General features: G+C 61.7%; 14 protein-coding genes and 1 tRNA gene. 7 read left to right on the forward strand and 8 right to left on the reverse strand.

The window, feature by feature from the left end; translation table 11 throughout:
- Positions 1-77 precede the first annotated feature (77 nt).
- From pstC to phoR, 6 genes are read left to right on the forward strand one after another with little or no spacing between them, the layout of a single operon-like run.
- Positions 78-1,079, forward strand: a complete 1,002-nt coding sequence (pstC, locus tag BCA01S_RS08350) for a phosphate ABC transporter permease PstC (protein WP_027776525.1) — start codon at positions 78-80, stop codon at positions 1,077-1,079.
- Complete coding sequence (gene pstA / locus BCA01S_RS08355) at positions 1,076-1,972, forward strand: phosphate ABC transporter permease PstA (protein WP_027776526.1); 897 nt, start codon at positions 1,076-1,078, stop codon at positions 1,970-1,972. The genes pstC and pstA overlap by 4 nt, the downstream gene beginning before the upstream one ends.
- A gap of 17 nt (positions 1,973-1,989) precedes the next feature.
- On the forward strand, positions 1,990-2,838 hold the full coding sequence (gene pstB / locus BCA01S_RS08360; RefSeq protein ID WP_020069440.1) for a phosphate ABC transporter ATP-binding protein PstB: 849 nt from the start codon (positions 1,990-1,992) through the stop codon (positions 2,836-2,838).
- 29 nt (positions 2,839-2,867) lie between these two features.
- The gene (phoU, locus tag BCA01S_RS08365) at positions 2,868-3,572 is read left to right on the forward strand and encodes a phosphate signaling complex protein PhoU (protein ID WP_020069441.1); all 705 of its coding nucleotides are present in this window, start codon (positions 2,868-2,870) and stop codon (positions 3,570-3,572) included.
- Between the two features lie 26 nt (positions 3,573-3,598).
- Positions 3,599-4,300: a phosphate regulon transcriptional regulator PhoB gene (phoB, locus tag BCA01S_RS08370; RefSeq protein ID WP_006051991.1), complete on the forward strand. Its 702-nt coding sequence runs from the start codon at positions 3,599-3,601 to the stop codon at positions 4,298-4,300.
- A 54-nt stretch (positions 4,301-4,354) separates the two neighbouring features.
- Entirely contained in the window at positions 4,355-5,668 is a 1,314-nt protein-coding gene (phoR, locus tag BCA01S_RS08375; RefSeq protein WP_027776527.1) for a phosphate regulon sensor histidine kinase PhoR, read from the forward strand.
- Between the two features lie 93 nt (positions 5,669-5,761).
- On the opposite strand, the gene ppk1 is transcribed toward phoR, so the two are convergent.
- A complete protein-coding gene (gene ppk1 / locus BCA01S_RS08380) occupies positions 5,762-7,825 on the reverse strand; it encodes a polyphosphate kinase 1 (protein ID WP_027776528.1) in 2,064 nt (687 codons plus the stop codon).
- Between the two features lie 298 nt (positions 7,826-8,123).
- Here ppk1 and ppx point away from each other — a divergent pair, with 298 nt between their 5' ends.
- Positions 8,124-9,653, forward strand: coding sequence for an exopolyphosphatase (ppx, locus tag BCA01S_RS08385; RefSeq protein WP_408255223.1), 1,530 nt, complete (start codon positions 8,124-8,126; stop codon positions 9,651-9,653).
- Positions 9,654-9,766: 113 nt separating this feature from the next.
- Here ppx and BCA01S_RS08390 read toward each other — a convergent pair whose 3' ends face one another.
- From BCA01S_RS08390 to BCA01S_RS08420, 7 genes are all read right to left on the reverse strand, one after another.
- Positions 9,767-10,579 (reverse strand): GNAT family N-acetyltransferase, encoded by an 813-nt coding sequence (locus tag BCA01S_RS08390; protein ID WP_027776530.1) that lies wholly within the window; start codon positions 10,577-10,579, stop codon positions 9,767-9,769.
- 196 nt (positions 10,580-10,775) lie between these two features.
- A complete protein-coding gene (sixA, locus tag BCA01S_RS08395; RefSeq protein ID WP_027776531.1) occupies positions 10,776-11,234 on the reverse strand; it encodes a phosphohistidine phosphatase SixA in 459 nt (152 codons plus the stop codon).
- A gap of 315 nt (positions 11,235-11,549) precedes the next feature.
- Positions 11,550-11,626, reverse strand: a tRNA-Pro gene (locus tag BCA01S_RS08400).
- Between the two features lie 73 nt (positions 11,627-11,699).
- Positions 11,700-11,858, reverse strand: coding sequence for a DUF3309 family protein (locus BCA01S_RS36975; RefSeq protein WP_020069447.1), 159 nt, complete (start codon positions 11,856-11,858; stop codon positions 11,700-11,702).
- A 387-nt stretch (positions 11,859-12,245) separates the two neighbouring features.
- A complete protein-coding gene (locus BCA01S_RS38455) occupies positions 12,246-12,422 on the reverse strand; it encodes a hypothetical protein (protein ID WP_020069448.1) in 177 nt (58 codons plus the stop codon).
- Between the two features lie 378 nt (positions 12,423-12,800).
- Entirely contained in the window at positions 12,801-14,153 is a 1,353-nt protein-coding gene (locus BCA01S_RS08415) for an MATE family efflux transporter (RefSeq protein ID WP_027776532.1), read from the reverse strand.
- On the reverse strand, positions 14,150-14,458 hold the full coding sequence (locus tag BCA01S_RS08420; RefSeq protein WP_027776533.1) for a DUF2288 domain-containing protein: 309 nt from the start codon (positions 14,456-14,458) through the stop codon (positions 14,150-14,152). The genes BCA01S_RS08415 and BCA01S_RS08420 overlap by 4 nt, the downstream gene beginning before the upstream one ends.
- Positions 14,459-14,567: the final 109 nt, after the last annotated feature.

Below are 14,567 nucleotides of genomic sequence, written 5' to 3' on the forward strand. Positions count from 1 at the left end.
TAATCAGTTGGTACTCACGCATTACCGGCCGCGCGGCATACGTCGCACGGCAACTGGAAAAGGTCCATCAGGCTCTTATGTCCGATATCCAACTCGCTTCAGGCGCTCCGAGGGCGACGCCGCCCGGCAGCGCGTCGCAGCAGAAAGCGCCCAGCCGCGCCGGCGACGTGATCTTCGGCGGCCTTGCGCGCCTCGCCGCCATCGTCACGCTGTTGCTGCTCGGCGGCATCATCGTTTCGCTGATCGTCGCGTCGATGCCGTCGATCAGGCAATTCGGCCTCGGCTTCCTGTGGAGCGCGCAATGGGATCCGCCGAGCAAGCAGTTCGGCGCACTCGTGCCGATCTACGGCACGATCGCCACATCGATCATTGCACTCATCATCGCGGTGCCCGTCAGCTTCGGCATCGCACTTTTTCTGACGGAACTCTCGCCCGCGTGGCTGCGCCGGCCGCTCGGCATCGCGATCGAACTGCTCGCCGCGATTCCGTCGATCGTCTACGGCATGTGGGGCCTGCTCGTGTTCGCGCCGATCTTCGCGGCGTGGTTCGAGAAGCCGCTCGGCGCGGTGCTCGGCGGCATTCCGGTGATCGGCGCGCTGTTCCAGGGCGCGCCCATCGGCATCGGCATTCTGTGCGCGGGAGTGATTCTCGCGATCATGATCATTCCGTACATCGCTTCGGTGATGCGCGACGTGTTCGAGGTCACGCCGGTCCTGCTCAAGGAATCGGCTTACGGCATCGGCTGCACGACTTGGGAAGTAATGTGGAAGATCGTGCTGCCCTTCACGAAGAGCGGTGTGATCGGCGGCGTGATGCTCGGCCTCGGCCGCGCGCTCGGCGAGACCATGGCCGTGACCTTCGTCATCGGCAATACGAATCTGCTCGATAACGTGTCGCTCTTTTCGCCGGGCAACAGCATCACGTCGGCGCTCGCCAATGAATTCGCCGAAGCGGATCCGGGCCTGCATACGTCGGCACTGATGGAACTCGGCCTCATCCTGTTCGTGATTACATTCATCGTGCTGGCGATTTCGAAGATCATGCTGCTTCGTCTCGAGAAAGGGGAGGGCGCCAAATGAGCCGGTCCACCTTGAACATGCCGGGTTCGAACGACGCAGCCGCGCTCGAAAAAATGCGCGTGCGTCTGCAAGGACGCCGACGCATGAAGAACGCGATGGCGCTGACGTTGTCGCTCGCCGCGATGGCCTTCGGTCTGCTGTGGCTGATCTGGATTCTTTACACGACGCTGCGCCTCGGTCTCGGCGGTTTGTCGATCGAGCTGTTCACGCAGTCCACGCCGCCGCCGAACACCGATGGCGGCGGTCTCGCCAACGCGATCGTCGGCAGCTTGATGCTGGTTGTGCTCGCAACGTTCGTCGGCACGCCGATCGGCATTCTTGCAGGCGTGTATCTCGCGGAATACGGACAGAAAGGCTGGCTCGCGAGCGTCACCCGGTTCATCAACGACATTCTGTTGTCGGCGCCGTCGATCGTGGTCGGTCTGTTCGTCTACGCGCTCGTCGTCGCGAAGATGGGGCACTTCAGCGGCTGGGCCGGCGTATTCGCGCTCGCGCTGCTGCAGATTCCGATCGTGATCCGCACGACCGAAAACATGCTCAAACTCGTGCCGAACGCACTGCGTGAGGCGGCGTTCGCACTCGGCACGCCGAAGTGGAAGATGGTGTTGTCGATTACGCTGAAGGCATCCATTGCGGGCATCGTCACAGGCGTGCTGCTCGCCGTCGCGCGTATTGCCGGCGAAACGGCGCCGCTGCTTTTCACCGCGTTGTCGAATCAGTTCTTCTCGGCGGATCTGGGCCAGCCGGTCGCGAACCTGCCGGTCACGATCTACAAGTTTGCGATGAGCCCGTTCGCGCAGTGGCAATCGCTCGCGTGGGCCGGCGTCTTCCTGATCACGCTCGCGGTGCTGGGACTGAACATCCTCGCGCGCACGATCTTCACGAACAAGTAAGGGCGGAGTGTAATCCGATGAATATGGCAGAAACTCAACTCAATCCGATCTCGCGTCCCACTGCGCCCGCCGGTTTCGATCCCGCACAGGGCGGCCAGGAGCCGTCGCCGTCGCGCCCGAAGATCGAGGTCAACGACCTGAACTTCTTCTACGGCAAGTATCACGCGCTGAAGAACATCAATCTGCAGATTCCCGAAGGCAAGGTCACCGCGTTCATCGGCCCGTCGGGCTGCGGAAAGTCAACGTTGCTGCGTACGTTCAACAAGATGTACGCGCTCTATCCGGAGCAACGCGCCGAAGGCGAAATCCTGATGGACGGCGAAAACCTGCTGACCTCGAAGCGCGACATCTCGCTGCTGCGCGCGCGCATCGGCATGGTGTTCCAGAAGCCGACGCCGTTTCCCATGTCGATCTACGACAACATTGCGTTCGGCGTGAAGATGTTCGAAACGCTGCCGCGTTCGGAAATGGACGACCGCGTTGAATGGGCGCTCACGAAGGCCGCGTTGTGGAACGAAGTGAAGGACAAACTCGGCCAGAGCGGCTACGGTTTGTCCGGCGGCCAGCAGCAGCGTTTGTGCATTGCGCGCGGCATCGCGATCCGCCCGGAGGTGTTGTTGCTCGACGAACCGTGCTCGGCGCTCGACCCGATTTCGACGGGCCGTATCGAAGAACTGATCGCCGAACTGAAGAGCGACTACACGGTGGTGATCGTCACGCACAACATGCAACAGGCGGCCCGCTGTTCGGACTACACTGCCTACATGTACCTTGGCGAGCTGATCGAATTCGGCGACACGGAAAAGATCTTCATCAAGCCGGTCCGCAAGGAAACCGAAGACTACATTACGGGCCGCTTCGGCTAATCCGCCGGGCAAAAACAACGGAGTACGACATGTCCGACAAACACCTGTCCAGCCAGTTCGACGCCGACCTGAACCTGGTTTCCTCGAAGGTGCTCGAAATGGGCGGCCTCGTCGAATCGCAGATCGTCAAAGCGATGCAGGCGCTCAACGAGTTCGATCTCGACATCGCCGAGCAAGTGATCGCGGCAGAAGACCGCCTGAACACGATGGAAGTGGAGATCGACGAGGAATGCAGCAACATCATCGCGCGCCGTCAGCCGGCCGCACGTGATTTGCGCTTGCTGATCGCGATCTCCAAGACCATCACGAATCTGGAGCGTGCTGGCGACGAGGCCGAGAAAATCGCCAAACGCACCAAGCGTCTCATGGAAGACGGCGCATCGCGCACCATCAATATCGCCGAAATCAAATTGTCGGGCGAAATGGCGGTGTCGATCCTGCGCCGCGCGCTCGACGCGTTCGCGCGTCTCGACACGGTCGCCGCTGCGCAAATCGTGCGCGACGATAAAGCGATCGACGAGGAATTCCGCGCGTTCGTGCGTAAGCTGATTTCGTACATGACCGAAGATCCGCGCTCCATTTCGGTGGGCCTCGATTTTCTGTTCATCGCGAAAGCCATCGAGCGGATCGGCGACCATGCGAAGAACATCGCCGAGTTCATCATTTACATCGTGAAGGGTACGGACGTGCGGCACAAGTCGCGCGACGCGCTCGAACGCGAAGCACTCAGTTAATCCAGAGATAAGGACCAGAGGTGCCGATGCCCAGCAGCATTCTCGTCATTGAAGATGAGCCCGCGATTTCCGAACTGATTTCGGTCAATCTTCAACACGCCGGACACTGCCCGATTCGCGCGTACAACGCCGAGCAGGCGCAGAACCTGATCAGCGACGTATTGCCCGACCTCGTCCTGCTCGACTGGATGCTGCCGGGCAAGTCAGGTATTGCGTTCGCACGCGACCTGCGCAACAACGAACGTACCAAGCACATTCCGATCATCATGCTGACCGCGCGCGGCGATGAACAGGATAAGGTGCTCGGCCTCGAAATCGGCGCCGACGACTACGTCACCAAGCCGTTTTCCCCGAAAGAATTGATGGCGCGCATCAAGGCGGTTCTGCGCCGCCGCGCGCCGCAATTGACCGAAGACGTCGTCGCGATCAACGGATTGAAGCTCGATCCGGCAACGCATCGTGTCGCGGCGCACGCGGAAGGCAGCGAGATCAAACTCGATCTCGGCCCGACCGAATTCCGTTTGCTGCATTTCTTCATGACGCATCCCGAGCGTGTGCACAGCCGCACGCAACTGCTCGATCAGGTATGGGGCGACCACGTGTTCGTCGAAGAACGCACGGTGGACGTGCACATCAAGCGTCTGCGCGCGGCCCTCAAGCCGGCCGGCTGCGATGCTATGATCGAGACGGTCCGCGGCAGCGGCTACCGGCTGGCCAAAAGCGCTTGATCGCTTGATCAATGGGTAGCGGCGCGCTCGCCGCTCTCTTCGAACGTTTAGACCATGAACATCATCTGGGCGCGCTCCATCGTTTCGATCGTGCTGCTCGCCATACTGTGCGTGGTGGTCGGCGCATTGGTCAATGTGAAGGCAGCATTGATCCTCGCGGTCGTAATGCTGCTTCTGCAAAGCTTCTTCGGCACCTTTCATAAAGAGCGTTTGTGGCGTTTGCTCGACGCGCCGGTTTATGGCGAAGTGCCGAGCGCGCCCGGCATCTGGGGCGAAATCTATTACCGTTTGCACAAGCTCGCGAAGCGCTGGCATGCACAGGTTCGCCAGGTCGAGCAGCAGCATTCGCGTTTCATTCAGGCAATTCAGGCGTCGCCGAACGGCGTCGCAATGCTCGACGACCACGATCAGATTGAGTGGTGCAACGCCATTTCCGAAGTGCATTTCGGGCTCGATGCGAAGCGCGATTTGCGTCAACACATCACGCATCTGGTGCGCCAGCCGGACTTCGTGCGTTATCTGAACTCGCATCACTACGAAGAAATGCTGATCATGCGCGGCATGGGCGAGAAGCGGCAGAACGTGCTCTCCGTGCAAGTGTTCCCTTATGGCGAGAACCGCAAGCTCGTGCTGTCGCAAGACATTACCGAACTTGAGCGCACCGACGCGATGCGGCGCGACTTCGTCGCCAATGTGTCTCATGAACTGAAGACGCCGCTCACGGTGCTCTCCGGTTTTCTCGAGACGATGCGCGAGTTGCCGTTGGCCGAAACCGAGCGCGCGCGTTATCTGGAGTTGATGGAGCAGCAGGCGTCGCGCATGCGCCATATCGTGAACGATCTACTCGTGCTTGCCAAACTCGAAGGCGACAACAAGCCGCCGAGCGATCAGATGATCGATATGCGCGCCGTACTGCGGCATTTGCGCGACGACGCGCAAAGCCTGTCGAGCGATCACCATAAGATTACTTTTGACACCGACGAAGGGCTCACGGTGACCGGCGTCGAAACGGAAATTCTGAGCGCGTTAGGCAACCTGGTGACCAACGCCATTCGCTATACGCCCGACGGTGGCGCGATCAAGGTCAGCTGGCAGGCGCAAGGCGGCGCTGCGGTGTTCTCCGTGACGGATAGCGGCCTGGGTATTCCGGCCGCCGACATTCCGCGGCTAACCGAGCGCTTTTATCGCGTCGACCGCAGCCGCTCGCGCGACACGGGCGGCACGGGCCTCGGACTCGCGATCGTGAAGCACGTGCTGCAACGGCACGATGCGCAACTCGACGTGAAAAGCGAGGAAGGGCGCGGCAGCACTTTCACCGTGAGATTCCCGGTATATCGCACGACGCGGCGGCAACCGGCGCATGCGTGAGAAGCACTCGCTTCAAAGAAAAGCCCGCTGGAAAGCGGGCTTTTTTCATACACGTAACAGCCTTCACCCGCTCGACGCGGAGTGCGCCGGCCTTCACGGACAAAACTTCGTCAACAGACTCATTTGCGCATTGCGCGAGGACTTGCCGGGACGCCGCCGACGATAGTGCCCATCGCTTTGCATCAGCCACGCGGACTGATTGTCGCCGAGAAACGCCGACAGGCCTTCTGCAATCACACGCCGTTTGAGCCGCCGATTGTTGATGGGGAACGCGACTTCCACGCGGCGGAAGAAGTTGCGATCCATCCAGTCCGCGCTCGACAGATACACCTGCTCGCGGCCGTCGTCGTAGAAATAGTAGATGCGATGATGTTCGAGAAAGCGCCCGACAATCGAGCGCACCGTGATGTTTTCCGACAGGCCCGGCACGCCCGGCTGCAACGAACACACACCACGCACGATCAAGTCGATCTTCACGCCCGCCTGCGATGCTTCGTATAACTCTGCGATCACCGTGGGTTCGAGCAGCGCGTTCATCTTCGCCACAATGCGCGCTTTCTTGCCGGCGCGCGCATGCTCCGCTTCTGCGCGAATCGCCTCGACGAGTTTCGGATGCAGCGTGAACGGCGACTGCCATAACTCGTGCAGCTTCAGTTCGCCGCCAATGCCGGTCAGTTGCTGAAAAACGTGGTGCACGTCTTCGCAGATTTTCTGATCCGCGGTCATCAGGCCGAAGTCGGTGTAGAGGCGTGCAGTGCGCGGATGATAATTGCCGGTGCCCAGGTGCACGTAGCGCTTGAGCGTCATCTTGCCGCCCACCGTTGCGCGCCGCACGATCAGCATCATCTTTGCGTGGCACTTGTGGCCCACCACGCCGTACACCACATGCGCGCCGACAGCTTCGAGCTGCGAGGCCCAGTTGATGTTCGTCTCTTCGTCAAAGCGCGCAAGCAGTTCGACCACCACCGTCACTTCCTTGCCGTTGCGCGCGGCTTGCATGAGCGCGTCCATCAGCGGCGAGTCGGTGCCTGTGCGATAAATCGTCTGCTTGATGGCGACGACGTTTGGATCTTTCGCAGCCTGCAGCAGCAGTTCGAGAACCGGTTGAAAACTTTCGTACGGATGATGCAGCAGCACGTCGCCCTGATCGATCACGTCGAACATGCTCGCTGCGTTGGCGACGGCGGAAGGAATCGCGGGAATGTGAGGCACGAACTTAAGATCGGGCCGATCCACCATCTCCGGCAATTGCATCAGACGCACCAGATTGACGGGGCCGTCCGCGTAATAGCAGTCCTTGTTCGACAGGCCGCTCTCGTCGAGCAGGCGCCGCACGACATGCGCGGGTGTCTCCGCTGATACTTCGAGGCGTACCGCGTTACCCAGATGCCGCGCGGGAAGTTCGCCCTGTAGCGCGACGCGCAGATTAGTGATTTCGTCTTCGTCGACGAACAGTTCGCTGTTGCGCGTAATGCGAAACTGATTGCAACTGCGCACGACGAGGTTCGGAAACAGCTCGCCGACAAAGCGCTGCAATAGCGAACTCAACAGCACGAAACCATGCGGGTAGCCCGACAGTGCCTGCGGCATCCGCACGAGACGCGGCAACGCGCGCGGCGCCTGCACGATGCCCATCATCGCCTGACGGCCGAATGCGTCTTTGCCTTCGAGTTCAACGACGAAGTTCAGGCTCTTGTTCAGCACACGCGGAAACGGATGCGCCGGATCGAGGCCGATCGGCGTGAGCACGGGAAGGAGTTCGTCGAAGAAGTAGTTGCGCGCCCATTCGGTCTGCGCTTCGCTCCAGGCTTCGGTGCCGTGAAAGTAGATGCCTTCTGCTTCCAGCGCGGTGAACACGGTGTCGTGCAGCATCGTGTACTGCCGATGCACGAGCTTTTGCGCCCGCTCGACCACGAGGTCGTAGACATGCTGCAGCGACATGCCGTCGGGCGACAGCGCACCGGGGTTGTCGCGCATCTGCTCCTGCAGTCCGGCCATGCGGACTTCGAAAAATTCGTCGAGATTGCTACTGGTGATGCAGATGAAGCGCAGGCGTTCGAGCAAAGGGACGGCGGGGTCGGCGGCTTGCGCCAACACACGCTCGTTGAAACCAAGAATGCCCAGCTCGCGATTCAATAAGGGGTAGCGGATGGACATCGGCAGCGAGAATGGAATGTCAGATATGGAGGCAGAAAGACGCTCGGAAATTCTCACAGTATGATGACGTTGTTATGACATTCTCAATGTTATAAATTCTACGCTGTATTCCTCGCCTGTCGTCAATATGACGCGGTCCGTATGGGACCATGGGGCACCCCCATCTCCGCGAGGTGACATCGTGAGCTCCGGTACGCTTAGAATGGCGTCTTTGAACAGCGCGGCCGGCCGCAAGACGAAAGGAACCTCGCATGAGGGTCCCGCCTTGCTCACATCGACCGCTGCCGCGCTCGCGCGCATGGAGTCCGCATACCCGATGGTCAATACCCCACAACTCCTTGCTGCAGTCGACCTTGGTTCGAACAGCTTCCGGCTGATCGTCGGCCGGGTCGAGGAAACCGACGCGGGCAGCCAGATTTATCAGGTCGATGCATTGCGTGAGCCGGTGCGGCTCGCCGCCGGTCTGTCGCGCGACAAGATGCTCGATCGCGCGTCACAGGTCCGCGGCTGGGATGCACTGAAGCGCTTTGGCGAGCGGCTGCGCGATTTTCATCCCGACCACGTTCGCGCGGTCGCGACCAACACATTGCGTATCGCGAAGAATGCTGGCGAATTCCTAGGCGAAGCCCAAGCTGCGCTAGGCTTTCCGATCGAGGTGATTGCCGGCCGCGAGGAAGCGCGGCTGATTTACGCCGGGGCAGCACACTCCGTGCCCGCGAGCCCGGGCAAGAGGCTCGTGGTCGATATTGGCGGCGGCTCGACGGAGTTCATCATCGGCTCGCACTACACGCCGATCAAGATGGAAAGCCTGTATATCGGCTGCGTGAGCCATAGCCGGACGTTTTTCCCGTCAGGCAACGTCGACGAATACACGATGCGTCAGGCCGAGCTTGCAGCCGGCCGCGAAATCCAGATCATTTCGGCCGAATACAAGAAAACCGGCTGGGAACAGGCAATTGGCTCGTCGGGCACGGCGCGCGCCTTGGCCGAACTCGTCGAGGCAAACGGCTTTAACGATGCCGGCATCACGCACGGCATTTCGCGCGGGGGCCTCGAGCGTTTGAAGCGTGCGTTGATTAAGGCGGAGAACGTCAATCGTCTCAAGCTGATTGCGTTGAAGGGCGACCGGATTCCAGTGCTGGCGGGCGGCCTCTCGATCATGATCGCGGTGTTCGACGAACTGGGCGTCGATTACGTCGATACGACAGATGGCGCATTGAGACTCGGCGTTCTCTACGATCTGCTCGGCCGTTCGCAACACGAAGACATGCGCACGGTCACAGTGGAAGGCTTCATGCGCCGCTATGGCGTGGATCGTCCGCAGGCCGGACGCATCGGCGAACTGGCGGTGCGCTTTTACGATCAGTTCGCAGAGCCAGACGAAGAGCGCCGCCTGGAGAACCGCATGTTTCTCGGCTGGGCAGCGGCATTGCACGAAATCGGCTTGTCTATCTCGCACAGCGCCTATCACAAGCATTCGGCCTATATCGCGAGCAATGCAGACATGCCCGGCTTCTCGCGCACCGACCAGGCGCGGCTTGCGGCGCTCGTGCTCGGTCATGCAGGCAAGCTCGGCAAGCTGTCGCAAACGCGCGAAGTGGAGTGGCCGCTACTGTTCTGTTTGCGGCTCGCCGCACTGCTATGCCGCCGGCGGGCGGATGTCGGTCTGCCTGGCATCACGGTCGCGCAGGCCAACGGCGGGTATGAGGTGCGTTTGCCTAACGAGTGGGTCGCCAATAATCCGCTTACGGACTACAGCCTGATCCAGGAAGCCGCGGAGTGGGAAAAGGTTGGGATTCCGTATCGAGTCGTCTATACGGACGAGTGACGTGTCGACGTCTGGTTCTGTCATTACGTAGGCAGAGCATGCGGCACATGGAGAAAAGCCCGGTTTTCACCGGGCTTTTCCGTTTCTGCTTGTGCACGCGCGCTCAAGCGTTGTCAGCGCGGCAATGCATCGCCGAGGAAGTGGCGCGCATAGCGAGCGTTGATGTCCGACAGACGGAACAGTGTCAGAAAATCGGCGGTATTGAAGTCGGGATCCCATGCGGGTGCGCCGCAAATCTTCGCACCTAGTCGCAGATATCCTTTGACGAGCGGTGGCGGTGCGACATTCGCGCCGGTCTGCAATTCGTCGACGGGCAGCGGCGTGTGCGGGAATGCGCGATATTCCGGCGCTGTCAGCGCGCTATCGCGCAGCGAGCAATAGAGATTCGCTGCATAGTGCCCGCCGTCGACCATCGCGACGCTCGCGCAGCCGAGCATCGTCTCGTAACCGTTGTGCTTCATATAAGCCGCGAGTCCAGCCCATAGCGACATGATGACGGAGCCGCTGCGATAGTCGGCGTGTACACACGAGCGGCCGACTTCGACCATCTTCGCGCGCAGGTGAGTGAGACGCGAGACGTCGAACTCGCTTTCCGCGTACAGACGCCCGATGCGCGCCGCCTGGTGCGGCGGCAACGCGCGGTAGGTGCCAACCACTTTCAGTGTGTCGAGATCGCGCACCAGCAAGTGATCGCAGTACGAATCGAACGGATCGACGTCGAGTCCTGCGGGGCCGGTCAGGCGAGCGCCCATTTCGTCGGCGAACACGCGGTAACGCAGGCGCTGCGCCTCGCGAAGCTCTTCGTCGGTGCGAGCCCACGTGACTCGCAGCCGGTGCTGGGCGGTGACCGTCTCTTCGGCGCGGGGCAGGCGACGCGACTCGAAGATCGAAGCGAGGGGCAGGGTAGGCGTCGGCAGTTCTCGCATTGGGGCGTCCTGGTCGAAAAAAGGATGAGTCTTTTTTCGCCAATGTAGTAACGCCCGATGACGCTCGCATGGCAAAGCCATGACGATTGGATGACTGTATGAAAGCTGCGTGTGCCGCGTCTCTTGCCGGTTGGCGTTCCGTGTACGCGCCGCGCCGGGCTTGCGGACGTTGGCGGCGCGCAGTTCGCCGAGCGGATCAGACGAGTTCGGGCGTCATCGCTGCGTGCAACACCGCCTGGTCGTCGCCGTGGCGCTCGCGGCTGGCGATCCACCATAAGCCCGCTTTCTTGAGCGGCCAACTGGCGTCGCTGTTGGCAAGCAGCTTTGCGGCAACGTGGCCGAGCGTCGGCTGATGACCCACGATCACCACCGTTTCGGCGATGCCCTTCGGCCAGCCGGATGCGTTGAGCACGTCTTGCGCGCTTGCATTCGGCGCGAGCTCGCGCACGACACGGTACTGATCGCTCAACGTCTCGGCGGTCTGGATGGTCCGCACCGCGGGGCTGGCGAGGATCACGGCGTCGTCGGGCAGACGCGTGCGCAGCCATTTGGCGACGTGTTGCGCCTGCTTGCGGCCGCGAGTGGTGAGTGCGCGGGCGAGATCCGTGGCGGCATAGTCCTCGGCTTCGGCGTGACGCCAGAGAATCAGATTCATGCGTGGCTCCTCGAGTCTGGATGCGGGGTGTTGCAGTGCTTTGCACGGCGCGCTGCACGGTTCCAACGCCTGGGCGCGGCTTGAAGTCTAGCGGGGAGCTTGCTCCATGCGTACGGTCGGTGCTTTTCGACGTCGATTCATCCCGGTCACTTCGTCTATTACTGTGCCCTGGCTGAATCGCGCTTCGGATGCAATTGTTTTAGCAGATCGCGAGCCTGGTCTCGCGCTCGTCTGGGTTCATTCGGACGCAAAAAGCAAAAACCCGCGAAGCCGGAGGCGACGCGGGTTTTTGTGATGCCGTTGCTGCTTTTTTCGTGGTCGGAGCGAAAGGATTCGAACCTTCGACCCTCTGATCCCAAATCAGATGCGCTACCAGGCTGCGCTACGCTCCGACGAATCCGAGATTCTACGTGGCTTTAGGTGCCAGAGTCAATCGCGAATTGCGTCGGAGTGAAAATAGCCGCGTCATATGCGTCCCATGAGCAGCAACACGATGACGATAATCAGCACAACGCCGAGCAGGCCGGTCGGGCGGTAGCCCCAGCCGCTGCTGTACGGCCAGGTCGGCAACGCACCGATCAGCAGCAGAATGAGCACGATGAGAAGGATGGTTCCGATCGTCATTTGAGTTCTCCCTGTCCGGCCCCAACGAATGCCGGGCCGCATGGTTCGTTGATCCGACGCAAATTGCCCGGCGCGATGAGCGGCGTGCAACGTGCGCTGCTTGCAGCCAGCCAAGCAGCAATGCACGTGCCTAAGCTTGAACTGCCGGCTGTAGCCCTGCGCGCAACGTTAGAGAGAGGCAGTGCCTGACGACGCGGACAAAATGGGGTGCAACGAAGGCAGTCGGTGAGGTCGGCGAGCGAAGAAGAGCATGATAAGGCTCAGGCGTAACAGGGCCAGCCGTGGCGCAACAATCGCAACATGACCGAACCACGCACCTCGAACGACACGACGACGCCCCGCCCGCAACCGCGGGACAACCTGCAATGGAACGAGGCACAAAAACCTTCAGTGCCGGCGGCGCTTCCAGTGCGGCATGTGCACGTGCTGATGAGTCAGCCAGTGATGCAGCATGCCTTCGCCGTGTTCGCGTCGATATGTCTTCGATTCAAAAATCGAAAGTGCGAGCAGCACGGCGAGGCCTATTCCGAGTCCGACCAGACCGGCGACCGATTCAGCGTCCATGGCAGTCTCCTTTGACGTTCTGCTGTGACTTTATAGTAGGTCACGCATCCAGAAACGGCAGAGCAGACTGCGCGCGCCGCGTCATGGAACGAGCGTTGCGGGTAGACTCTCGCGCTCCGTAGCTCCGTAGCTCCGTAGCTCACGCCTTGCGTTCCTTCCCATAAGAGAGACTACCGTCCATGTTCCGTGTTTCGATGATTGTCTTGTTCCTGAGCGCCAGTGTCGTGGGCTGTGCAAATGAACCGTCCGGCCACCACGCGGCCCCGCCGCAGGATCCCGCCGATTATCATGGTGTGCCCACCGACACCCGCCCGCCCGCGATGGTGCCCGCGCCGGTAGCGCGTTGATCGCGAGCGGAAAACCGACGCGCCCTCGCCGCTACACCCCCACGCTCGCAACCACTTTCGTCAGATGACGCGCAAGCGTCACCCCGCGCGCGGCCATGAAGACCAGCATCGCGGCCCACAGACCATGGTTGCCGTACAGCATGAGCAGTGGCCACGAGGCGCCGACGAAAATCGCGAACGACAAGACCATCGACGTCATCAATTCTCGCGTGCGCGTCGCGCCGATAAACACGCCGTCGAGCACGTACCCGCCTACCGATACCACCGGCGAGAGCGCCGCCCAAGGCAGATAGCGCTCGGCCATGGCGCGCACGGCTGCCTGATCGGTCAGGCAGCCGACGATCCACGAACCCAGCCCCGCATACACGAGGGCGAAGCCGAGCGCGCCGAGCGCCGACCATAGCGCCGTAACCTTGATGGCCTGGACGAACCCGTGCCGGTCGCGCGCGCCGATTGCCGCGCCCACCAGCGCCTCAGCGGCGTGTGCGAAGCCGTCGAGTCCGTAAGCCATGAAGGTCTGAAAGTTCAGCAGCAGCGCGTTCGCTGCGAGCGTCGCGTCGCCCTGTTTCGCCCCGAGGTGCGCAAACCAGCCGAACGACAGCAGCAGGCACAGCGTGCGCAAAAAGATGTCGCGATTGAGAACGATCAGGCGTCGCAGCGCTGCGGCGTCGAAGAGCGCCTCCCGGTTGAGGGCGGGCAGGCCGCGCGACCTGCCGTGCCACAGCAGCGCGGCGCCGAGCACGAAGCCGAGCGCGTCGGCGGTGGCAGTGGCCGCGCCGATTCCCGCGACGCCCCAATTGAACACATACACAAACAGGAGCACCGCGACGATGTTCACGCCGTTGATAAACACTTGCGACAACAGCGCCAGACGCACGCGCTGCGTGCCGAGCAACCACCCCAGCACCACGTAGTTGCCGAGCGCGAGCGGCGCGGCCCAGATGCGCGCATGGCAGTAGAGGCGTGCGTTGCGCTGCACGGCGTCGCTTGCGCCGATGGCGCGCAAAGCGTAATCGATCAGCGGCACCTGAAGCGCGAGTATTGCGGCGCCGATCGCGGCCGCGAGCAATAGTGCTCGCACGACGTTATCGCGCAATGCCGCGTGGTCGCCCGCACCGTGCGCCTGTGCGACGAGGCCGGTCGTGCCCATGCGCAAAAAGCCGAAGCCCCAGAACACGAAGTTGAAGAAGAGTCCGCCAAGCGCGACGCCGCCGAGATACGCCGCTCCGTCCAGATGACCGGCGACGGCGGTATCCACGGCGCCGAGAATCGGCTGCGTCAGATTGGCGAGAACGATCGGAAATGCAAGCGCGAGCACGCGGCGATGCCAGCGCACCGGCAGCGCGGGCGCCGTATGTTCGGCCCCAGACGCCGCTTCGCTCAAAGGCGTTCCTGCACGCAAATCCACGGAGAAACGACCACGGCCCAAAGGTCAGGGTCGCGCGCGGCGAAGTCCGCGGCGGTTTCGGACTGCACTCGCTCGACAAGTCCCGCCGACAGCCATTGCGTGATCTGCGCGGTGTCGTCGCTGGCGATGGCTTCGGCCACGCTCACGAGATCGAGGTCGCTCGCGACGCGTAACAGCATGCCCCGCGCGAAGAAGCGTTCCAGTTCCGGCCAGCCGATTTTCGCTGTTTCGGCGAGGAGCTTGGCGTACAGGGGGCTATGGGCGGCGTCGTTGGAAGTCATCGTAAGCGGGTTCTGGCGGGGGTCGTTACTATAAACCATCGGCGCAAGCAGCCGGCGCGGCACGCATTCCGGTACGCTTAGGCCCTTCGCAATCCGTCCGATTCTGAAC

Source organism: Paraburkholderia caledonica NBRC 102488 (assembly GCF_000685095.1).
GTDB classification, from domain to species: domain Bacteria; phylum Pseudomonadota; class Gammaproteobacteria; order Burkholderiales; family Burkholderiaceae; genus Paraburkholderia; species Paraburkholderia caledonica.